This window comes from Ornithinimicrobium humiphilum (genome assembly GCF_006716885.1).
GTDB classification, from domain to species: domain Bacteria; phylum Actinomycetota; class Actinomycetes; order Actinomycetales; family Dermatophilaceae; genus Ornithinicoccus; species Ornithinicoccus humiphilus.
In genome coordinates this window covers 63,472-84,222 of sequence record NZ_VFPU01000003.1, presented here as the reverse complement: position 1 = coordinate 84,222, position 20,751 = coordinate 63,472, and the positions used below count along the sequence as shown (strand labels likewise).

17 protein-coding genes are annotated in these 20,751 nt (G+C 73.2%); 9 read left to right on the top strand and 8 right to left on the bottom strand.

What is annotated here, in order from left to right; all coding sequences use genetic code 11:
- Positions 1-101: 101 nt before the first annotated feature.
- Both moaA and FB476_RS15480 read right to left on the bottom strand, forming a co-directional pair.
- The gene (gene moaA / locus FB476_RS15485; protein WP_141821069.1) at positions 102-1,094 is read right to left on the bottom strand and encodes a GTP 3',8-cyclase MoaA; all 993 of its coding nucleotides are present in this window, start codon (positions 1,092-1,094) and stop codon (positions 102-104) included.
- Entirely contained in the window at positions 1,095-1,622 is a 528-nt protein-coding gene (locus FB476_RS15480) for a MogA/MoaB family molybdenum cofactor biosynthesis protein (RefSeq protein ID WP_238329827.1), read from the bottom strand.
- A 287-nt stretch (positions 1,623-1,909) separates the two neighbouring features.
- Between FB476_RS15480 and FB476_RS15475 the strand changes: the two genes are divergently transcribed.
- A complete protein-coding gene (locus FB476_RS15475) occupies positions 1,910-4,180 on the top strand; it encodes an MMPL family transporter (RefSeq protein ID WP_141821067.1) in 2,271 nt (756 codons plus the stop codon).
- Positions 4,181-4,236: 56 nt separating this feature from the next.
- Here FB476_RS15475 and ilvA read toward each other — a convergent pair whose 3' ends face one another.
- Both ilvA and FB476_RS15465 read right to left on the bottom strand, forming a co-directional pair.
- Complete coding sequence (gene ilvA, locus FB476_RS15470; protein WP_141821065.1) at positions 4,237-5,523, bottom strand: threonine ammonia-lyase IlvA; 1,287 nt, start codon at positions 5,521-5,523, stop codon at positions 4,237-4,239.
- Between the two features lie 49 nt (positions 5,524-5,572).
- Positions 5,573-6,595 (bottom strand): 6-phosphofructokinase, encoded by a 1,023-nt coding sequence (locus tag FB476_RS15465; protein WP_141821063.1) that lies wholly within the window; start codon positions 6,593-6,595, stop codon positions 5,573-5,575.
- Positions 6,596-6,794: 199 nt separating this feature from the next.
- Between FB476_RS15465 and FB476_RS15460 the strand changes: the two genes are divergently transcribed.
- On the top strand, positions 6,795-7,397 hold the full coding sequence (locus FB476_RS15460) for a biotin transporter BioY (RefSeq protein ID WP_141821061.1): 603 nt from the start codon (positions 6,795-6,797) through the stop codon (positions 7,395-7,397).
- A gap of 86 nt (positions 7,398-7,483) precedes the next feature.
- Here FB476_RS15460 and FB476_RS15455 read toward each other — a convergent pair whose 3' ends face one another.
- Positions 7,484-8,452: a hypothetical protein gene (locus FB476_RS15455; RefSeq protein WP_141821059.1), complete on the bottom strand. Its 969-nt coding sequence runs from the start codon at positions 8,450-8,452 to the stop codon at positions 7,484-7,486.
- A gap of 55 nt (positions 8,453-8,507) precedes the next feature.
- Between FB476_RS15455 and FB476_RS15450 the strand changes: the two genes are divergently transcribed.
- Genes FB476_RS15450 through FB476_RS15440 form a run of 3 tightly spaced genes read left to right on the top strand, consistent with a single transcriptional unit; the run spans position 8,508 to position 11,573 of the window.
- Positions 8,508-9,353, top strand: a complete 846-nt coding sequence (locus tag FB476_RS15450) for a hypothetical protein (protein WP_141821057.1) — start codon at positions 8,508-8,510, stop codon at positions 9,351-9,353.
- Positions 9,350-9,616 carry a hypothetical protein gene (locus FB476_RS15445; RefSeq protein WP_141821055.1) on the top strand — a complete coding sequence of 89 codons (267 nt, stop codon included), beginning with the start codon at positions 9,350-9,352 and terminating at the stop codon, positions 9,614-9,616. Before FB476_RS15450 ends, FB476_RS15445 begins: the two co-directional genes overlap by 4 nt.
- Before the next feature lie 46 nt (positions 9,617-9,662).
- A complete protein-coding gene (locus FB476_RS15440; RefSeq protein WP_141821053.1) occupies positions 9,663-11,573 on the top strand; it encodes a cation:proton antiporter in 1,911 nt (636 codons plus the stop codon).
- A 9-nt stretch (positions 11,574-11,582) separates the two neighbouring features.
- Here the strand turns inward: FB476_RS15440 and FB476_RS15435 are convergent, their stop codons facing one another.
- A complete protein-coding gene (locus tag FB476_RS15435) occupies positions 11,583-12,695 on the bottom strand; it encodes an endonuclease/exonuclease/phosphatase family protein (protein WP_141821050.1) in 1,113 nt (370 codons plus the stop codon).
- 127 nt (positions 12,696-12,822) lie between these two features.
- On the opposite strand from FB476_RS15435, the gene FB476_RS15430 reads away from it, so the two are divergent.
- A complete protein-coding gene (locus FB476_RS15430; protein ID WP_238329826.1) occupies positions 12,823-14,043 on the top strand; it encodes an MFS transporter in 1,221 nt (406 codons plus the stop codon).
- Here the strand turns inward: FB476_RS15430 and FB476_RS15425 are convergent.
- Positions 14,036-15,751, bottom strand: a complete 1,716-nt coding sequence (locus FB476_RS15425) for an NAD-dependent malic enzyme (RefSeq protein ID WP_141821048.1) — start codon at positions 15,749-15,751, stop codon at positions 14,036-14,038. The two genes, FB476_RS15430 and FB476_RS15425, sit on opposite strands and share 8 nt — an antisense overlap.
- Positions 15,752-15,815: 64 nt before the next feature.
- Between FB476_RS15425 and FB476_RS15420 the strand changes: the two genes are divergently transcribed.
- A complete protein-coding gene (locus tag FB476_RS15420; protein ID WP_170233689.1) occupies positions 15,816-16,805 on the top strand; it encodes a lactonase family protein in 990 nt (329 codons plus the stop codon).
- 7 nt (positions 16,806-16,812) lie between these two features.
- Here the strand turns inward: FB476_RS15420 and FB476_RS15415 are convergent, their stop codons facing one another.
- Positions 16,813-17,352 (bottom strand): DedA family protein, encoded by a 540-nt coding sequence (locus FB476_RS15415; RefSeq protein ID WP_170233688.1) that lies wholly within the window; start codon positions 17,350-17,352, stop codon positions 16,813-16,815.
- Positions 17,353-17,413: 61 nt separating this feature from the next.
- Here FB476_RS15415 and FB476_RS15410 point away from each other — a divergent pair, with 61 nt between their 5' ends.
- Both FB476_RS15410 and FB476_RS15405 read left to right on the top strand, forming a co-directional pair.
- Positions 17,414-18,793 (top strand): glucose-6-phosphate dehydrogenase, encoded by a 1,380-nt coding sequence (locus tag FB476_RS15410; protein WP_141821042.1) that lies wholly within the window; start codon positions 17,414-17,416, stop codon positions 18,791-18,793.
- Positions 18,794-19,005: 212 nt separating this feature from the next.
- Complete coding sequence (locus FB476_RS15405; protein ID WP_141821040.1) at positions 19,006-20,679, top strand: BCCT family transporter; 1,674 nt, start codon at positions 19,006-19,008, stop codon at positions 20,677-20,679.
- Positions 20,680-20,751: the final 72 nt, after the last annotated feature.

The following is a 20,751-nucleotide window of genomic DNA, read 5'->3' as shown; positions in this document are numbered from 1 at the left end:
TGACGTACTCGTCGCGTAGATCACTCGTGATCGATCGTGAGTGAGCTGCATGACGAGTACGTGAGTGGGCGCCTGGGCCCGCGAGGGCCAGACGTGCTCTCTCAGCCGCCGATGCGGCTCATCGGCCGCGGCGGCTGCAGGAAGCCCGGCTCGTTGATGCCGTGGCCCGGCAGCTTGGCGCCGATCGACTCGCGGAAGAGGTCGGCCAGCTCGGCGTCGGACGCGCCCGAGCGCAGCGGAGTGCGCAGGTCGGTCTCGCCGGTCGCGAAGAGGCAGTTGCGGATCATGCCGTCGGCGGTGAGGCGGACCCGGTCGCAGGTGCCGCAGAAGGGCATCGTCACCGAGGCGATGACGCCGACCGTGGCCGGGCCGCCGTCGACGAGGAAGAGCTCGGCGGGTGCGCTGCCGCGGGCCTCGTCGGGCAGCGGCGTCAGCTCGTAGGCCGTGCGCAGCCGCTCCAGGATCTCCTCGCCGGTGATCATCTGCGAGCGGTCCCAGGCGTGCTGGGCGTCCAGCGGCATCTGCTCGATGAAGCGCAGCTGGTAGTCGTGCTCCAGGGCGAAGGCCAGCAGGTCGACGGCCTCGTCGTCGTTGACCCCGCGCATGAGCACGGTGTTGAGCTTGACCGGGACCAGGCCGGCCGCGGCGGCCGCCTCGATGCCGGCCAGGGTGTCGCGGATCCGGTCGCGCTTGGCCAGCTCGAGGAAGCGCTCGCGGCGCAGGGTGTCGATGCTGACGTTGACGCGGGTCAGGCCGGCGTCGCGCAGCGCGGCGGCGGTCTTGTCGAGACCGACGCCGTTGGTGGTCATCGAGATCTCGGGGGCCGGGTCGAGCGCGGCGAGGCCGGCGACGACGTCCACGAGGTCGCGGCGCAGCAGCGGCTCGCCGCCGGTCAGCCGGATCTCCTCGATCCCGAGGGAGACCGCGACCCCGGCGAGGCGCACGACCTCCTCGGTGGTCAGCATCGTGTCGCGCGGCAGCCACGGCACGCCCTGCTCGGGCATGCAGTAGGTGCACCGCAGCGAGCAGCGGTCGGTGACGGAGATGCGCAGGTCACGGTGGACGCGTCCGTAGCGGTCGACGAGGCCCGTCATCTAGTGGTCGCCCCCGGCCACCTGGTCGAGGAGGTGCCCCAGCAGCGGGCCGAGGACCGCCATGTCCTCGTCGACCGCGGACGGCCGGCCGGGCAGGTTGACGACCAGGGTGCCGCCGACGCCCTGCTCGGCGGACCAGTCGACGACGCCGACCACGCCCCGGGAGGCGGCGGCATACGGGGTATGACGTGCGCCCTCGCGGCGCATGAGTTCGGCGAGGCCGGGGTTCTCGCGGGTGATGACCTGGCGGGTGCCCTCGGGCGTGAGGTCGCGGGGGCCAATCCCGGTCCCCCCGGTCGTGACGACCAGGCGGTGGCCCGCGGTGACCGCCTCACGGATCGCCCCGGCCACGGTGTCGATGCCGTCGGGGATGAGCACCGGCGCGTCGTCCACGACGAACCCCAGCGCGCGGAGCGCGGCGACGAGGCGACGGCCCGACTCGTCCTCCCGGCGCCCGTCGGAGCTGCGGTCGGAGACCGAGATGGCTACGGCGGTCCGACCGCCCGGACGGGCGTCGTGAGTGCTCACCGTCCCAGGATAACCGCCGCTCAGAGGAACCGGGCCACCGCTCGCGGAGCCGCACGAGCAGACGCTGGAGGAGCGCCTGGGGCAGGCTCTTCCGGGCCCGTGGCGTGTCTTGGGAGAGATCGGTGCCCGAATCCTCGCCGGCGATCCCGACAGGATGTCGAGGCAGGCTGGACAACATTGGACAAAGATTGTACCTTTGCAGACGAACTACTGTTGGGAGAGCACAGCGATGAGCATCCGGCCGTAATGGTCAGCTGCAGTCTCCCGTCCGAGCCCGAAGGTGCCCCATGTCACGACTTGCGAATCTCATCGCCTCACGACGCTCGTCCTGGGTGGTCGCCCTGGTGGGCATGGCCATCGCGCTGGGCGCCATCGTCGGCGTCGGTCAGGCCGAGCGCGACTCGTCGGCCCTCGACCAGCTGCCCGCCGGCTTCGAGAGCACCGAGGGTCAGGCCCTGCTCGACGAGCTGCCGGACGAGGGCACGCAGACCGCGATCGTCCTCTTCACCGTCGAGGACGACAGCATCGCCGAGCGCATCCCCGAGCTCGCCCAGCTGCTCGAGGACGTCGCCCCGGACGGCGCCGAGGCGCCCGGGTCCGGTGGCGGTGCCCCGGCCGCCGAGGGCGCTCCCGCCGAGGGTGCGCCCGCCGGCGACCAGGCCGGCCCGCGCGAGGGCGTGGGGGAGGGCGCCGGCCAGGGTGGCCCGCCCGCCGGTGCCGAGGGCGGCGAGGCCGGTGGTCCGCCTCCGGGTGTCGCCGACGGCGCCTTCCCCGTCATCCCGTCCGAGGACGGCACCGCCGCCATCGGCGTGCTCACGCTGGACGCCCGTGACGCCACCCAGGCCCGCGACGCCGTCGCCGAGCTGCGCACCGGTCTGACCGCCTCCGCCCCGGAGGGGGTGGCCGCGCAGGTCACCGGTCCGGCCGCCATCCGCGCCGACCTCGCCTCCGTCTTCGACGGGGCCAACTTCACGCTGCTCGCCGTCACCGCGGGTGTCGTCGCGCTGCTGCTCATCATCACCTACCGCAGCCCGGTCCTCTGGATCATCCCGCTCTCCGTCGTCGGGGCCGCCGACCAGGCCGCCGCCACCGCCGCGACCCACGTGCTCAAGGCCACCGGCGTCCCGTGGGACGAGTCGACGATCGGCATCCTCTCGGTGCTCGTCTTCGGTGCCGGGACGAACTACGCCTTGCTCCTCATCAGTCGCTACCGCGACGAGCTCCGGCTGCACGAGGACCGCTTCGAGGCCATGCGCGTCGCGCTCCGCCGGGCGGCCGAGCCGATCATCTTCAGCGCCAGCACCGTCGTCATCGGCGTCCTGTGCCTGCTGCTGTCGGTCTTCCCCTCGACCCGCGGTCTGGGCCTGGCCTGTGCCGTGGGCGTCCTCGTCGCGATGACCGCCGTGCTCGTCATCCTGCCGGCCGCGCTGGTCATCTTCGGCCGCTGGATCTTCTGGCCGCAGGTGCCCCGCGAGGGCCAGGCCGTGCTGGCCGAGTCGCGCTCCCTCTGGCGCCGCATCGGCGACACCGTCGCCAAGGCGCCCGCCGCCTACATCGTGGGCACGCTCGTCGTGCTCGGCGCCATGGCCTTCGGCCTGACCCAGCTGCAGAGCGGCCTGTCGCAGGAGGACCAGTTCCTCGACACCCCGGAGGCGATCACCGCGGCCCAGCGCCTGGGCGAGTCCTTCCCGGCCGGCACCTCCGACCCGGTGCTCGTCGTCACCCGCACCGAGGACACCGCCGTGCTCGAGGACCTGGCCGAGACAGTCGCTGCCGTCGACGGCGTCGACCAGGCGACCCCGCTGGAGCCGCAGGTCGGCATCGGCCAGGTGCAGGTCGTCCTCGACGCCGAGCCCGGCAGCGAGGAGGCCACGGCCACGGTGGAGGCCGTCCGCGCAGCCCTCGACGGCAGCGGCGACGTCTACCTGACCGGTGGAGACGCCTCGACCGCCGATGCGGACGCCGGTGCGGTCCAGGACCGCTGGCTCGTCATGCCGCTGATCCTCGCCGGTGTGCTGCTGGCCCTGGCGCTGCTGCTGCGCTCGATCCTGGCCCCGGTGATCCTGGTCAGCAGCGTGGTCATGACCTTCTGCGCGGCGCTCGGTGTCTCGTGGTGGTTGTTCACCGGGGTCTTCGACTTCGGTGCGATCGACGCGACGATGCCCCTGCTGGCCTTCGTCTTCCTCGTCGCCCTCGGCGTGGACTACAACATCTTCCTCATCACCCGCACGCTCGAGGAGGCCGACGTCCACGGCACCCGGGAGGGCGTCCTGCGCGCCCTGGGTGCCACGGGTGGCGTCATCACCAGCGCGGGCATCCTGCTCGCGGCCGTCTTCGCGGTCCTCGGCGTCCTGCCGCTGGTCGTGCTGGCCCAGATCGGTGTCGTCATCTGCATCGGCGTCCTGCTCGACACCCTCGTGGTCCGCACCGTCCTGGTGCCGGCGATCGTCCGGGTGCTCGGTGAGCGCTTCTGGTGGCCCCGCAAGGTCGGCCCGGGCCACGGCCCGAAGCACACCCCGGCCGCGGTCGAGGCCGCCGAGGCGGTCCCCGCCTCCTGACCTCCGGTCGCCGACGGCGCGTCGATCCCTCCGGATCGGCGCGCCGTCGTCGCGTCTCAGAGGATGAAGCGGAACAGCGGGCTGTCGTGCGGGATCGGCTCGACGTCCATCGACGAGGCATCCATCCGTTCCAGCAGGCCGGGCAGGTCCTCCCGGCGGCCCAGCTCGATGCCGACCAGCGCCGGGCCGGTCTCGCGGTTGTTGCGCTTGACGTACTCGAAGAGCGAGATGTCGTCGTCCGGCCCCAGCACCTCGTCGAGGAACCGGCGCAGCATCCCCGGCTCCTGCGGGAAGTCCACGAGGAAGTAGTGCTTGAGCCCCTGGTCGATGAGCGAGCGCTCGACGACCTCCGGATAGCGCAGCACGTCGTTGTTGCCGCCCGAGACGACGGCCACGACCGTCTGCCCGGGCTCGACGCCGATGCGGTCCAGGGCCGAGGCGGCCAGCGCCCCGGCAGGCTCGGTGATGATGCCCTCGGTCTGGTAGAGCGCGATCATCTCGGTGCAGATCCGGCCCTCGGGCACCGCCAGCAGCTCCGGCTCGTGCCGGGCGACCACGGCATACGTCCAGTCGCCCGCGCGCCGCACGGCCGCCCCGTCGACGAAGACGTCGATCTCCTCCAGCGTGGTGGGCCCGCCGCGCCAGGTGGCCTCGATCATGCTCGCGGCCCCGGCCGGCTCGACGCCGACCACGCGCACGCCGGGGTGGCGCTCACGGATCCAGGTGAGGCAGCCGGCCAGCAACCCGCCGCCCCCGACCGGCACCACGAGCACGTCGACGCTGCGGCCCTGCGCCTCGAGGTCCTCGACGATCTCCATGGCGATGGTGCCCTGGCCGGCGATGGTGTCCGGGTGGTCGAAGGCCGGCACGAGCGTGGCGCCGGTGCGCTGCACGTCCTCCAGCGCCGCGGCCGCGGCCTCGTCGTAGGTCGCCCCGCACACCACGGTCTCGACCCAGTCGCCGCCGATCGCGGCCACCCGCTCGCGCTTCTGGCGCGGGGTGCGCGCGGGCAGGTAGATGCGGGCGTTGACGCCGAGGGAGGCGCAGGCGTGGGCGACGCCCTGGGCGTGGTTGCCGGCGCTGGCGCAGACGACGCCCGCCCAGACCTGCTCGGTGTCGAGCTGCGCGATGAGGTTGGCCGCGCCGCGGCCCTTGTAGGAGCGGACCGGCTGCTGGTCCTCGCGCTTGAGGTAGACCTGCGCGCCGGTCTGCTCCGACAGCCGCTGGCTCGCGGTCAGGCCGGTGCGGGCGACCCGGCCGCGGATCCGCTCGGCGGCCGCCTCGACGTCGGCCGCGGTCGGCAGCGGGCCGGGAGGGGGAGCGGTGGGCGGCGCGGTCTCCATGCGGAGATCCTAGGCGCGCCCGCGGAGGACTGGACCCGCGAGGACCGGCTCAGCCGAAGAGGATCGCGGCCTCGTCCCACTGGTCGCGGGGGACGACCTTGAGCGCGCTGGTGGCGTCACGGAGGCGGACGTTGACGATGTCGATGCCGTGGAGGGCGACCATCGTGCCCCACATCCGGTCGCTCACGGCGTCGACCGCCGCGGTGCCGAACCGGGTGGCGAGCACCCGGTCGTAGGAGCTCGGGACGCCGCCGCGCTGCAGGTGGCCCAGCGTGGTGTTGCGGGTCTCGACGCCGGTGGCCTCCTCGATCATCCGGGTCACCCGCTCGCCGATGCCGCCGAGCAGCTGGCGGCCGAAGCCGTCGGTGCGGTCGCTGGCGACCGCCCCCTCCTCCCCGGCGAAGGTGAAGCCCTCGGCCACGACGACCACCGGCGCGCGGCCACGGTCCATCGCGTGACGCACCCAGCCGAAGAGCTGCGAGGGCGTCACCGGCACCTCGGGGATGAGGATGGCGTGGGCTCCGGAGGCGATGCCGGCGTGCAGGGCGATCCAGCCGACGTTGCGGCCCATCACCTCCACGACCATGCAGCGGCTGTGCGCCTCGCCGGTGGTCCGCAGCCGGTCGATCGACTCGGTGGCCACCGAGACGGCGGTGTCGAAGCCGAAGGTCCGGTCGGTCGCCGACAGGTCGTTGTCGATCGTCTTGGGGACGCCGACCACGTTGATCCCGGCGTCGTGGAACATCCGCGCCACCGTCAGCGTGCCCTCGCCGCCGATCGCGATGAGCGCCTCGATGTCGTGCTTGTCCATGACCTCCTTGACGCGGTCGGTGCCGCCGTTGGTCATCGGGCTGACGCGCGAGGTGCCCAGGATCGTGCCGCCGACCTTGGACAGGCCGCGGACCCGCTGGCGCGGCAGCGGGACCAGGTCGTCCTCGACCAGGCCGCGGAAGCCGTCGCGCACCCCCACGAACTCGTGGTCGTAGATGCGGTCGCCCTTGAGCACGATGCCGCGGATGACGGCGTTGAGACCGGGGCAGTCGCCCCCGGCGGTCAGCACGGCGATCTTCATGGGATTCTTCCTCGCAGGACGGTCCGGAACGGACGGGTGCCGGCCCGGCCCGGAGGCCCTGACCGGCGCCGATGCGCTCCCAAGGGTATGCGGTGCCCTTGCCTCCCCGTCAACGTCGGGCCGGGCCCGGTGCAGGGGTGGCCGGGGCTGTGGCAGGCTGTGGCTCGATCTGCCCGTCCCCGCTCCCAGGAGGACCCTCGTGTCGACCGCCGCTCTCGCCGCCCGTCCGGGCGTGCTCGCCGACCGCTTCGTCGCCCGCAGCACCCGTGTCACCGACGTCGCGCTCGTCGTGACCGGCGCCGCCGTCGTGGGCCTGCTCGCGCAGGTGACGATCCCGATGTGGCCGGTGCCGATCACCGGCCAGACGCTGGCCGTCATGCTCGTCGGCGGTGCGCTGGGCATGCGTCGCGGCGCGGCCGCGCTCACGACCTACATGGTCCTCGGCCTGGCCGGCGTGCCGTGGTTCGCCGAGCTCGGCGGCGGCCCCGCCTACCTGCTCAAGCCGTCCTTCGGCTTCGTCGTCGGCTTCATCGCCGCCGCCGCCGTGGCCGGCTGGTTCGCCGAGCGCGCCTGGGACCGCAAGCCGCTGCTGGCGATGGCCGGCTTCTGCCTCGCGACGATCACGCCCTTCCTCGTGGGCGTCCCCTACATGGCGGCCCTGCTCGGCCTGACCGACCCGGCCACGATCGCCGCCTACGGCATCACGCCCTTCATCGTCCCGGGCCTGATCAAGGCCGGTCTGGCCGCCGCGGCCTTCCCGCTGGCCTGGCGCCTCATCCGCGCCGTCGACGAGCGCCACTGACGCTCCGACTCCTTCCCGTGCGACGGGGTGGCCGCTCCGGCGGCCGCCCCGTCGCCGTCTCCCCGGGGGTATGAGGTGAGGCCGGACTAGCGGTCCTCGGCCTCCTCGAGGGCGGCGCGGGCGTCGTCCCGGTGGCGACGGCTGCGGCGCAGCTCCTCCTCGGCATCCTCCAGGGCGGTCGAGGTGCGCTCGTGGTCCTCCTCGGCCTCCTCGACGGCGGCCCGAGCCGCGGCCAGCAGCTCCTCGACCTCGGCGAGGCGGGCGCGGGCGTCCTGCAGCTGGGCGGCCGCCTTCTCCTCCTCCTGGATCGCCGTCCGGCGGGCGGCGCGGGCGGCGGCCACGACCTTCTCGGCCTCGTCGAGCTCCATCTCGAGCTCGGAGAGGTCGTCGTCGCCGTCGTCCTCCGGCTCGTCGTCGGCGTCGTCCCCCGGCTCCTCGACGCCCTCGTCCTCCTCGAGGTCCTCGTCCTCCTCGTCCTCCTCGGTCGCGTCAGCCCCGCCACCCTCGATCCGCGTCAGCACGACACCGGTGCTCGTGGTCGCGACGGCGTCGGCGATGTCGACCTCGCCGAACCCGCTGTAGGAGAGCGCGCGGGTCAGCGTGCCGCTCGTCACCACCTCGGTCGCGTCCGCGTCGGCCAGCGCGGCGACGGCGGTGTCGCGCACCTCCGACTCCACGGCGGCGGTCAGCGATCCGCCGGCGTGCTCGCGCGCCGCCGCCACCCAGGCCGTGAGCACCGCGTCACGGTCCTCGCGCAGCGCGGCGAGGGCCTTCGCGTCGAGGGTCGACTGGGCGTGCCGCATCCGGGCACCCACGTCGCGCAGCCGCTCCACCACGGGGTCATCGGCGCGGACGAGCTTGTTGACGGCGGCCGCGGCGACGCTGGGCTTGCGCAGCGCCGCGACCTCCTTGGCCACCTCCCGCAGCCCCTCCGAGCGCAGCCTGGTGACCCACTCCTTGCGGGTGGCGACGAAGTCGGTGGGCTCCACGGCATACACCGCGTCGACGGCGCGGGCCAGCGCCTCGTCCGCGCTATCGACCTGCTCCTCGCCCATGGCAGCGACCCTAGTGGCGTCGGCGGCCCCGCGCGGCCCGGCTAGGGTGACGCTCGTGACCACCGTCGTGCCGCTCCACGCGCTGGGCACCGACGTGGACGTCGAGGTCGGCGGCCCGGAGCCGGCGCAGCTGGCCGCCGAGGTCCGCGAGCGCTGGCACCTGGCGCTGCGCGACGCCGTGCCACCGGGTGCTCCGGGCGACAGCAGCACGACAGGGGCCCCGCTCGTCGTCCGGGCGGCCCTCCTCGCCGAGGAGGAGCCCGCGGCCCCCTGGTCCCGGGAGAGCCCCGTCGTCCAGGACACCGACGCGCGCCGGCTCCTGCAGCGCCTCACCCAGACCATCACGCACGCGGTCATCACGGCCCGCACCGGCGAGCTGCTCATGCTCCACGCCGCCGGGCTGGCCCACCCCGCCACCGGCGCGACCGCGGTCTTCGTCGCGCCCGGCAACACGGGCAAGACCACACTGTGCCGCGTGCTCGGGCCCGGCCGCGCCTACGTCAGCGACGAGACGGTCGGCATCCGTCGTGACGGCACGGTCGCGCCCTACCTCAAGCCGCTGTCCACCCGCCGCGACGACTGGGCCGGGACCAAGGACGAGCAGGCCCCCGGCAGCGCCGGGCTCGCCGCCCCGCAGGTGACGCCGTGGGTCGCGGGCGTCGTCCTCCTCCGCCGCGAGCCTGGGCACGGGGGCCCGCCGGTCGTCGAGGAGCTCGACGTCCTCGACGCGGTGCTCGAGCTGACCCCGGAGACCTCGGGCTTCATGCGGACCGAGGGGCCGCTGCGCTGGCTCGCCGACGTGCTCGAGCGCACCGGGGGCGCCCGCCGCGTCGTCTGCGCCCACGTCGCCGACCTCGAGCCCCTCGTCGCGGAGACCTGCGACCGGGAGTCGCCGTGGTGAGCGTCCGCGCCGTGCCGGCCCACGACGAGCTGCACCGTGAGGGCGAGTCGCTCGTCCTGGTCGACGGCCAGGTGCACCGGGTGTCGGCGCTCGGCACCGTCCTCCGCGAGCGCGCCGCCGTCCCGGCGACCGTCGAGGAGCTGGCCGAGGCCCTCGTCGAGGTCTTCGGGCCCCCTCCGGACGGGAACGCCCTGGGCATGACCGGCGAGGCCGTCCAGGTGCTCCTCGACGCCGGGCTGTTGGAGACCGTCGACGGCCGGTAGCCGGACCTCCGGCACCGACGGCCGGTCATGCAGCACACTGTCACGCGTGCCTGTCGCCCCCTACCTCGCCCTGGTCCTCGCGCTCGGCGCGACGTGCCAGCTGGTGGCGTACCGGCTGCGGGTGCCCTCGATCCTCCTGCTGCTGGTCGCCGGCTTCCTGCTGGGTCAGGTCGTCACGCCCGAGGCGGTGCTGGGCCGGGACGTCCTCTTCGCCGGGGTGAGCGTCTCCGTCGGCATCATCCTCTTCGAGGGGTCGTTGTCGCTGCGCTTCCGCGACCTGCAGGGGCTGGGCAAGGCGGTCGTGCGGCTGTGCACGGTCGTGGTGGCGATCGCCTGGGCGCTCATCACCGCCTCCGGCATGATCGCCGGCGTCGGTTGGCAGCTCTCGCTGCTCATCGGCGCGCTGCTCGTCGTCACCGGCCCGACCGTCATCGCGCCGATCGTCCGGCAGCTGCGACCCACGCGCCGGGTCTCCTCGATGCTGCGCTGGGAGGGCATCGTCGTCGACCCCATCGGTGCGGTGCTGGCCGTCATCGTCTTCCAGACCGTCATCATCGGCGGACCGGAGCTCTCCCTCGGGCCGGCCCTGCTCACGCTCGGGCGGCTGGTGCTCATCTCCACCGTGCTCATGCTCGTCATCGGGGGCGCGCTCGAGGTCGCCATGCGCCGCCACCTCATCCCCGACTTCCTCGAGGGCGTGGTCTTCCTCGCCGCCGCGGTCGGCGCCCTGGTCCTGTCCAACGTGCTGCAGCCCGAGAGCGGCCTGCTCACCGTGACCATGCTCGGCATCTACCTGGCCAACCGGCCGGGGCTGCGGCTGGACCACGTCCGAGAGTTCAAGGAGCACCTCCAGGTGCTCATCGTGGGCGCGCTCTTCGTGCTGCTCGCGGGACGGATCTCCCCGGCCGAGGTCGTCTCGGTGGCCCCCACCGCGCTCGTCTTCGTCGCGCTGCTCATCCTCGTCGTGCGCCCGGCCTCGGTGTGGCTCGGTCTGCTCGGCACGCCCGCCACCCGCGAGGAGCGGACGCTGCTGTCCTTCATGGCCCCCCGCGGCATCGTCGCCGCGGCGGTCACGAGCATCTTCGCCCTCGAGATCGACACCGCCGCCGAGGAGGCGGTGCTGGCCTCCCGGCAGTTCGGGCTGCCCCCGCTCGAGACCCTCGCCCTCGAGGCCGAGGCCGAGCGCCTCACCGCGCTGGTGGCCGAGGCCGAGCACCTGGTGCCGCTGGTCTTCGTCACGATCGTCGTCACCGTGGCCGTCTACGGCCTGGGCGTCGGGCGCCTCGCCGAGCGCCTCGGTCTGGCCACGACCAGCCCCACCGGCATCCTCTTCGCCGGCGCTCCGCTCTGGGCCCGGCAGGCCGCCGGCATCCTCCAGGGCCTCGGCGTGCCGACCCTGCTCGTCTCGGTGTCGCCGGCGGAGGTCAGCCAGGCCCGGATGGCGGGGCTGCGCGTCGAGCGCACCCACATCCTCTCGGAGTACGCCGTCGAGACGATGGAGCTGGCCGGCATAGGCTCCCTCGTCGCGGTGACCTACGACGACGAGACCAACGCCACGGCGGCCCGCGAGTTCGCCCACACGCTCGGCAGCCAGCAGACCTTCCAGCTGCGGCGCCAGAGCGAGCCGCTCGACGACAGCTCCCACGCCCGGCGCGGCGCGGGCTCGGCCGTCGAGTCCAAGCAGCGGACCGCGGGCAAGCTCACGGCCCGGGTCGCCTTCCGTCCCGCGCTCTCGGCGCCCGAGCTCGAGCAGCGCCTGCGCGAGGGCATGACGGTGCGGCAGACCAAGCTCACCGAGCAGCACACCCTCGACGACTTCCTCGCGCGCCAGCCGGAGGCGGTGCTGATGTTCGTCGTCTCCGAGGGCCACGCGACGGTGATCGGGCAGGACACCGCCGTGCCCCGCTCGGGCGCCACGCTCGTCGCCCTCGTCCAGCCACGGCCCGAGGGACGCTGAGGGACCGCCTCAGAGGTCGAGGTCGACCCAGACCGCGTGGTGGTCGCTGGCCGCGTCCACCGGGCGGGTGAGCGTCTCGTACATCGGCCACCGCCCGGACGCGGTCCACACACCCCTGCGGTGCATGCCGCCGGCCCGGACCGCGTCGAAGACCGCCGGCGAGCAGAGGACGTAGTCGATCTTGTTGCCGGCCCGCCCGGTCGTGTAGGTCCCGGGCCAGCCGCCGTCGTCGAAGGCGGGGTGGGTGCTCACGTCGCGCGGCCCGCCGTTCCCGAGCAGCGGCGCGAGCGGCTCGGAGTCCGGGGTGTCGTTGAGGTCGCCGAGGATCACCACCAGCTCCTCGCCCGCGGCCAGCCGCGCCTCGTAGATCTCGCGCACCCGCGTCGCCTGCCTGGCCCGGGCGCGGTTCGAGCTGGCCTGGCTGCCGTAGCCCTTGGACTTGAGGTGGTTGACCATCACGACCAGCCGCCCGCCCCCGGGTAGGCCCACCTCGAGCTCGGGGCAGTCGCGCGAGAAGATCCGCTGCCCCTCCGGCGTCCGGTCGTCCACGTGGCTGGTCACCCGGCCGATCGGATAGCCCTCCCGGGTCATCAGCCCGACGTCGATGCCACGTTCGTCGTTGCCGTCGATGAGCATGACGTGCTCGAACTCCCAGCCCGCAGCGGGCCGCACGAGGTCGTGGCTGAAGTGGCCCAGCGCGACGCGGTCCTCGGCCTCCACGACCCCGAGCACGTCGGGGGCCAGGTCGGCCACCACCCGGGCGGTATGCCGCAGCGCCAGCTCGGTGGGGGACTGCCGCCGCAGCTCCAGCCAGCCGATCCAGTCACCGCGCCCGTCGGCCTCGACGACGATCTCCCCGCCGGTCCTCCGGCGCACGAGCCGGCCGCGGTTCTGCCGCAGCCGCATCAGCGGCGCCTCGTCGGAGGCCCCCAGCCCGAGCCGCACGAGCAGCTCGACGATCCGTTCCTTGTCGACCGCGGAGTAGGTGTCCTGCTGCAGCACCCGCGTGAGCTCGGCATACGCCTCGAGGTCGTCGCGGTGCACCTCCCAGGTGTCCGCGGCGAGGATCCGCGCCCGGTCGAAGAGGTTCTCCACGTTGAACGTCGCCACGCGCGTGACCATGGGACCACTGTGGCACGGAGGCGAGCGCCGCGGGAGGGCCCGCGGGCGCCGGTCCGGGCAGGGGTCGCCGAGGCCCTACTCTTGAAAGATCCCCCACCGTCGTGCCTCCCGAAAGAGGGTTCCCTCGTTGACCCTGCCTGCTCCCGCCACCGCCGCGCCGGCGCCCCCGCGCGCCCGCAACCTGGCGCTGGTCGTCCTCGCCCTCCTGCTGGGCGGCTTCGGGGTGGGCATCACCGAGTTCGTCACGATGGGCCTGCTGCCGCAGATCGCCGAGGGGGTCGGCGTCGACATCCCCACCGCGGGCCACGTCATCTCCGCCTATGCCGTGGGCGTGGTGATCGGTGCCCCGCTCATCGCCCTGGGCGCCGCCCGGCTGCCGCGCCGCGGCGTGCTGGTCGGTCTCATGCTCGTCTTCGCCGTGGGCAACGCGCTGACCGCGCTGGCCCCCGGCTACGGCACGCTCCTCGCCGCCCGGGTGCTCGCCGGCCTGCCCCACGGGGCCTACTTCGGGCTCGCCGCCCTGGTCGCGGTGGCGCTCGCACCTCCCGGCCGCGGCGGACGGGCGGTCGGCACCGTCATGCTGGGCCTGCCCATCGCCATGGTCGCCGGGGTGCCGCTGGGCACCTGGGCCGGGCAGCAGCTGGGCTGGCAGCTCGTCTACTGGGCGGTCGCCGGCATCGCGGTGCTCACCGCGGTGCTCGTGCGCCTCTGGGTGCCGGCCTTCGCGCCCGAGCGCACGGCGACCGCGCGCACCGAGCTGCGGGCCTTCACCAGCCTGCAGTTCTGGCTGACCATGCTCATCGGCGCGGTCGGCTTCGGCGGGATGTTCGCGATGTACTCCTACATCGCCCCCACGGTCACCGAGGTCACCGGGCTGAGCCAGTCGTGGGTGCCGGTCTTCCTGCTCGTCCACGGCGCCTTCTCGATCGTCGGCACCTGGCTCGGCGGCCGGCTGGGCGACTGGTCGGTGCTGCGCACCCTGCTGCTCATGGGCCTGGTGTCGGCGGGCTCGTTGCTGGCCTTCTGGCAGGCGGCCCGCTGGCCGGTCCCCGCCCTGCTCGTGCTCCCGCTCATCGCGCTCTCCGGCTCGGCCTGGGTGATCGCGCTGCAGCTGCGGCTGATGTCGGTGGCGGGCCCGGCCAGGACGCTGGGCGCGGCGATGAACCACTCCTCGCTCAACATCGCCAACGCCCTCGGCGCATGGGTCGGCGGCCTGGTCATCGCGGCCGGCCACGGCTACCGGGCGCCGTCGCTGGTCGGCGCGGCGCTCTCGCTCGGCGGGCTGGTGCTGCTCGGGGTGTCGCTGCTCGTGCACCGGCGCGACACCCGCCCGGCCCCGGCTAGATGACCTCGATCTCGGGATAGCGCGGCTGCCACATCCGCTCGTAGACCTGCTGGATCGGGTCGGACAGCGGCCGCTCGGCCACGCCCTCCTCGGCGGCCTGCGTGGCGACCGCGATCGCCACGGTCGCGGAGACGAGGCGCAGGTCGCTCATGCTCGGCAGCAGCGGCGCACCGGGACGCCAGGTGTTGACCAGCCCGGCCAGCGCCTGGGCGGCCGCCGAGATCATGCCCGGCGTCACGCGGTTGGCCCGGCAGGCGGCCACGCCCAGGCCCAGGCCCGGGAAGATCAGCGCGTTGTTGGACTGGGCGATCGTGTGGCGCACGCCCTGGTGGTCGACCGCCTCGAACGGGCTGCCGGTCGCGATGAGCGCCCGCCCGTCGGTCCACTCCAGCACGTCGGCGGGCGTGGCCTCGGCCCGGCTCGTGGGGTTGGACAGCGGGAAGATGATCGGCCGCGGCGTGTGCGCCGCCATCTCCCGGACGACCTCCTCGGTGAAGGCCCCGCCCTTGGTGGAGGTGCCGATGAGGATGGTCGGCCTGACGTTGCGCACGACGTCGAGCAGCCCGATCGAGGACGGGTCCTTGACGTCCCAGCCCGCCACGTCGAGCCGGCTGCGCGCCCACGGCTTCTGGAAGTCGTGCAGCCGGTGGTCGCCCTCGAGGTAGAGGCCCTGGATGCCGATCGGCCAGAAGCGCGAGTAGGCGTCCTCCGGCGTCGTCGAGCGCCCCGTCCGGAGCATCTCGTCGCGCACCAGGCCCGCGATCCCCATGCCGGCGCTGCCCGCGCCGAAGACCACGATCCGGTGGTCCTCGAGGTCGATGCCGGTGACGTCGACCGCCGCGAGGAGCGCGGCCAGCACGACCGCGGCCGTGCCCTGGATGTCGTCGTTGAAGGTGCAGACCTCGTCCTTGTAGCGGTCGAGGATCCGGTAGGCGTTGGCGGTGCCGACGTCCTCCCAGTGGATCATCGCGTGGGGGAAGAGCGTGGTGACCGTCTGGACGAACTGGTCGATGAAGTCGTCGTAGCGCTGCCCGCGCACCCGACCGTGGCGCTCGCCGAGGTAGAGGTCGCTGGACAGCAGCCCGAGGTTGTCGGTGCCGGTGTCGAGGACGACCGGGATGGTGCGCCGGGGGTGGATGCCGGCGGCGGCGGTGTAGACCGACAGCTTGCCGATCGCGATCTGGATGCCGCCGATGCCCTGGTCGCCGATGCCCAGGATGCCCTCGGAGTCGGTCACGCAGAGCAGGTCGACGTCCTCGGCGCTCAGGCCGTAGTTCTTGAGGGCCTGCTCCATCTTCTCGGGATGGTCGATGGAGAGGAAGACGCCGCGGGGGCGGTTGTAGGTCGAGCTGAAGCGCTCGATCGCCTCACCGATCGTCGGCGTGTAGATGACCGGGAGCATCTCCTCCAGGTGGGAGGAGAGCAGGTGGTAGAAGAGCACCTCGTTGCGGTCGCGCAGCGCGTTGAGCGTGAGGAACTTGCCGAGCATCGACTTGTTGGAGCGGTACTGCTCGTAGACCCGGCGCGTCTGGTTCTCCAGCGTCGTGAAGCCGGTGGGCATCAGCCCGTCGATCTCCAGCAGCTCGCGCTGCTCGGAGGTGAAGGCCGTGCCGCGGTTGGTCATCGGGTTCGACAGGACCGCTCGCCCGCGGGTGCGGATCCGCAGCACGCTGTTGCCGACGGTCGTGTCCTGGTCGTACTCCCTGCCCATGAACCCACTCTAGGACCGTGCGGTCCGGTGGTGACGGCCGAGTCCCGCTGCCACGATGGGCGGCATGACGACCCTCTACCTCGGCGGATACACGAGCGACCGGCCGGAGGGCCGCAGCGGCCTCGCACGGGTGACGCTCACCGAGCAGGGATTCGGCGACCCCGAGCCCCTGGCGGACCTCGCGGACCCCTCCTGGGTGGTGCGCGACCCCCTCTCGGAGGACGTATATGCCGTGTCCGAGTCGGCCTCCCGGGTCGCCAGGGTGCGCCCCGGGGAGGGTGTGGTCGCGACCGCCGCGGCCGGCGTCGAGGGGCCGGCCCACCTGGCGGTCTCGCCCGACGGGCGGTGGCTGGTGGCCTCCGGCTACGGCAGCGGCAGCCTGGGGCTGCTCGACGCAGGGTCGCTGGAGCCGGTGTCGTCGCTGTCCTTCACCGGCGACGGGCCGCACGAGCGGCAGGACGCCCCGCACGTCCACCAGTCGGTCTTCCTCGACGACGCCCGGCTCCTGGTCTGCGACCTCGGAGCCGACCGCGTGCGGGAGGTGCGGATCGAGGACGGCGAGCTGCGGCATACCGGGGACGTGGAGATGCCCCCGGGCGCGGGGCCGCGCCACCTCGCCCTCGCCCCGGGGAGGGACGACCTGGCGTGGGTCGTCGGCGAGCTCGACCAGAGCGTCTCGACGCTGCGGCGCGAGGACGGCGCCTGGGAGGTGGCGCAGACCCTGACCACCACGCCGGAGGGCCCGGGGCCGGGGGAGACCACGACCGGCGGGATCGTCGTGGCGCCCGACGGCGCGCACGTCTACGTCTCGACGCGGGGCGCCGACACCGTCTCGGTCCTCGCCGTCGACGTCGTCGGCGCCCTGGCCCTGCGGCAGCAGGTCGTCGTGGCGAGCTGGCCACGCTTCGTCGGCTGGGTGCCGGGGGCGGAGGGGCGGCTGCTCCTCGTGGCGGCGGAGCGCGACGACGCCGTCGACGTCTGGGCGGTGGACGAGGGCCTGCTCGAGGAGACCGGCCACAGCGTGGCCTGGTCGGCACCCACCTGGGCCGGCTGACGCGCCGCTAGACGCTCTCGACCGCGCGCCGCTGGTGGCGGCGCCACAGCACGGTGCTGGCCACCACGACGACGACCGCGACGAGGCCCGCGATCGCGAGCGGCTCGCGGGCCAGCGCACCGACCGCGGCGGCCCACACGGCGAGGCCGATCGTGCTGTAGATCAGCGCCCAGGCGGCCGCCCCGGGCAGCTGGGCGAGGGTGAAGGTCGGCCAGGGGATGCGGAGCAGTCCGGCGGCACCCAGGACCAGGGTCTGGAAGCCGACGGTGAGGTAGCACAGCGGGATGACCACCAGGCCCCAGCGGTGGATCGACGCCCGGCCCCGGGCGACGCCCTCCCCGGACAGCCAGGTGTGCACCGCTGCCTTCCACCCGGTGGTCGGGGCGGTGCGGCGCAGCGTCTGCTCGGTCACGACCCGCGCGATCCAGTAGGTCGCCTGGCCGCGAGCCATGGCCACGAGGAGCAGGAAGCCGAAGGCGACGGCGAAGCCGTGCCGCTCCCAGAAGAAGCCCTCGCTGCCGGTCGCGCCGGCCAGAACGGTGTCCATGGCCCAGCCAGGGTATCGCCGCGACCGGCGCGGTCGGCCGGGCGCTGCGAGGATGGGACGCATGCCGCACGCACCCACGACGCTGGTCATCCTCGGCGCCTCCGGCGACCTCACCCGACGCCTGCTGCTGCCGGGCCTCGGGACCCTCCTGTCGGTCGAGCCGGAGCGAGCCGTCCGGGTGGTCGGCGCCGACCGGGTCGAGCTCTCCGACGAGGACTGGTCGACCCGGGTGGGGGAGGCGTTCGCCGAGGCCGAGCTCGACGAGGCGGCCGCCGGGCCGGTCGTGGAGGAGACACGCTACGTGCGCACGGACGCGCTCGACGAGGGGCAGCTGCGGGCGCTGCTCGACCAGGTCGAGGCCCCCCTGGTCCTCTACTTCGCCCTCCCGCCGTCGGTGACGGTGCAGGTCTGCGCGCTCCTGGAGCGGATCGGCGTGCCGCGCGGCACCCGGCTGGCGCTGGAGAAGCCCTTCGGCAACGACCTCGACACCGCCCGCGAGCTCAACCGCCAGCTGCTGCGGGTCGTGCCCGAGGACGACATCTTCCGCATCGACCACTTCCTGGGCGTCAACACGATCCTCAACCTCGTGGGCCTGCGCTTCGCCAACCGGCTGCTCCAGCCGATCTGGTCACGCGACCACATCGAGAAGGTCGAGATCCTCTACGACGAGACGCTCGCTCTCGAGGGCCGCGCCGGCTACTACGACGGCGCTGGCGCGCTCATGGACATGCTGCAGTCGCACCTGCTGCAGATCCTGGCGTTCTTCGCGATGGAGGCGCCCGCGACGATGGACGCCAAGGAGGTGCGCTCGCTCAAGGCGCAGGTGCTCCGGGCCGTCCACCCGTGGCGCCACGACCCGGTCGCCTCCTCCCGCCGGGCGCGCTACACCGCGGGCACCCTCGAGGGCCGCGAGGTGCCCGACTACGCCGCCGAGGAGGGCGTCGACCCCTCGCGGGGCACCGAGACGCTGGCTGAGCTGGTCGTCCAGCTCGACAACGCGCGCTGGGCCGACGTCCCCTTCGTGCTCCGCTCCGGCAAGGCCCTGGGGCAGGCCCGCAAGGAGGTCGTGGTCACCTTCCGCCCGCCCGCCCACGTGCCGACCGGCCTCCAGGACACCGACGCCAACGACCGGCTCGTCCTCGAGCTCAAGCCCGGCGCGGTCGTGCTCGACCTGTCGATGAACGCCGAGGGGGACCCCTTCGTGCTGGAGCAGAAGGAGCTGCAGGCCCAGCTCGGCAAGGCCCGGATGCTGCCCTACGGCGAGATCCTCGGTGCCATCCTCGACGGCGACCCGCTGCTCACCATCCGCGGCGACGAGGCCGAGGAGCTCTGGCGGATCGTCGAGCCGGTGCTCGAGGCGTGGCGCGACGGCAAGGTCGAGCTCGAGGAGTATGCCGCGGGCTCGGACGGTCCGGAGGGCTGGGGGACCGTCCCCGGCTGAGTCGGCGCTCTCGGGGTCCCAGGCTCCCCAGGACCGTGCCGGGCGGCCCCTGCCGACCCGGCGGTGCGGCATACCCCCGGGGCTGTTGGGGTGGACAGCCCCGCCGACCTGCGTGACCCTGGTTGGCCGATGACGGGACCGCGGGGGACCTTCTCGACACGACCTCCCTCCACCTGACCACGCCTCCGCGTGCCCGTCAGGACGGAGAGAGCATGAGAGACCTCGCGCGGCGCCTCGGGCTGCGGACGGACCCCTACATCTTCTTCTGGTCCGCGGGCCTGATGATCGTCATCCTGGCGCTCCTGCTGCTTGCTCCGGGGCCGATCGGGACGGCCTTCGGCCACGGCCGCGACTGGATCGTGACCAACCTGGGGTGGTTCTTCATCCTCGGCGTGACGGCCTGGGTGATCTTCCTGGTCTGGGTGGCGTTCAGCCGCTACGGGCAGCTGCGGCTCGGCAAGGACGACGACCGTCCGCAGTACTCCAACCTGTCGTGGTTCGCGATGCTCTTCGCCGGTGGCATCGGCACGGTGCTGATGTTCTGGGGCGTCGCCGAGCCGATGTCGCACTTCGCCGACCCGCCCTTCCGCGACGTGGAGCCCTACTCGGTCGAGGCGGCGCGCAACGCGATGAGCATCGCGCTCTACCACCTGAGCATCCACACCTGGGCGATCTTCACGCTGCCCGGGCTGGCGTTCGGCTACTTCGTCTACCGCAAGGGCCTGCCGCTGCGCTTCTCCTCGGCGTTCTACCCGGTGCTCAAGGAGCGCATCCACGGGCCGGTCGGGCGCACGATCGACGTCTTCGCCGTGCTCGGCACGCTCTTCGGCCTGGCGGTCTCGCTCGGGCTCGGCACCTCGCAGATCAACGCCGGGCTCACCGAGCTGCTGGGCGTGCCCGACGCCGTCTGGGTGCGGGTGCTCATCATCACCCTGCTCACCGCGGTCGCGACCGCGTCGATCGTCGCCGGCCTCGACAAGGGGGTGAAGCGGCTCTCCAACATCAACATCGGCATGGCCATCGGCCTGATGATCTTCGTGCTGGTCTTCGGCGAGACCGTCTTCCTGCTGCGGCAGCTCTTCGAGAGCCTCGGCCTCTACCTGCAGGACGTCGTCCGGCTGGCCTTCTGGAACGACGCGATGGCGGAGTTCAACAAGGAGGACGGCTGGGGCTGGCAGGGCAGCTGGACCGTCTTCTACTGGGCGTGGACCGTGACCTGGTCGCCGTTCATGGGCATCTTCCTGGCCCGCATCTCGCGCGGTCGCACGGTGCGGGAGTTCGTCGCGGGCGTGCTCATCGCCCCGTCGGTCTTCACGCTGATCTGGTTCGTCGTCTTCGGGTGGTCGGCGATGAAGATCGACGGCATCGGTGGTGACGGGGGTCCGCTGTCGGCGGCGGTGGCCGAGAGCGTGCCGCTGGCGATGTTCGCCTTCTTCGACAACTTCCCGGCGGCGACGCTGGTGTCCGGCGTCGCGATCGTGGTCGTCGCCCTCTTCTTCGCGACCTCCGCCGACTCCGCCTCGCTGGTCGTCGACATGCTCTGCTCGGGCGACGGCGAGGCCGGCCCGGTGCGCCAGCGGGCCTTCTGGGGCATCTCCCTCGGTGCGATCGCGGCGAGCCTGATCGTGCTCGGCGGCGACGAGGCGCTGGAGACCCTGCAGCAGGTCATCACCGTGATGGGCCTGCCGATCTTCGTGCTCGTCTTCGCGATGCTCGTCACGCTCTTCCTGGCGCTGCGGCAGGAGAAGTTCGTCGTGCAGCGCGGCGTCGTGCCCGCGGGCGAGGCGGCACTGGCTCCGGTCGACGAGCCGGTGGGCGAGGTCGAGGGTGAGCGTGCCGAGGCTCAGGTCGCGGAGGCCGAGCGGCAGGCCGCCTCCGACCGCTAACCGCTGACGCGCGCGTCCGCCTGGCGGCACGGCATACGCCCTGGTCCGGCCCACTCCCGCGCACTCACCTCA

What these genes read in the sequence shown, in the direction of transcription:
- ilvA (WP_141821065.1), bottom strand. Translation starts at nt 5,523, where the DNA reads ATGGAGACCGCGCCGCCCACCGCTCCCCCTCCCGGCCCGCTGCCGACC.
- FB476_RS15420 (WP_170233689.1), top strand. Translation starts at nt 15,816, where the DNA reads ATGACGACCCTCTACCTCGGCGGATACACGAGCGACCGGCCGGAGGGC.
- FB476_RS15425 (WP_141821048.1), bottom strand. Translation starts at nt 15,751, where the DNA reads ATGGGCAGGGAGTACGACCAGGACACGACCGTCGGCAACAGCGTGCTG.
- moaA (WP_141821069.1), bottom strand. Translation starts at nt 1,094, where the DNA reads ATGACGGGCCTCGTCGACCGCTACGGACGCGTCCACCGTGACCTGCGC.
- FB476_RS15455 (WP_141821059.1), bottom strand. Translation starts at nt 8,452, where the DNA reads ATGGGCGAGGAGCAGGTCGATAGCGCGGACGAGGCGCTGGCCCGCGCC.
- FB476_RS15435 (WP_141821050.1), bottom strand. Translation starts at nt 12,695, where the DNA reads ATGGTCACGCGCGTGGCGACGTTCAACGTGGAGAACCTCTTCGACCGG.
- FB476_RS15475 (WP_141821067.1), top strand. Translation starts at nt 1,910, where the DNA reads ATGTCACGACTTGCGAATCTCATCGCCTCACGACGCTCGTCCTGGGTG.
- FB476_RS15465 (WP_141821063.1), bottom strand. Translation starts at nt 6,595, where the DNA reads ATGAAGATCGCCGTGCTGACCGCCGGGGGCGACTGCCCCGGTCTCAAC.
- FB476_RS15415 (WP_170233688.1), bottom strand. Translation starts at nt 17,352, where the DNA reads ATGGACACCGTTCTGGCCGGCGCGACCGGCAGCGAGGGCTTCTTCTGG.
- FB476_RS15405 (WP_141821040.1), top strand. Translation starts at nt 19,006, where the DNA reads ATGAGAGACCTCGCGCGGCGCCTCGGGCTGCGGACGGACCCCTACATC.
- FB476_RS15410 (WP_141821042.1), top strand. Translation starts at nt 17,414, where the DNA reads ATGCCGCACGCACCCACGACGCTGGTCATCCTCGGCGCCTCCGGCGAC.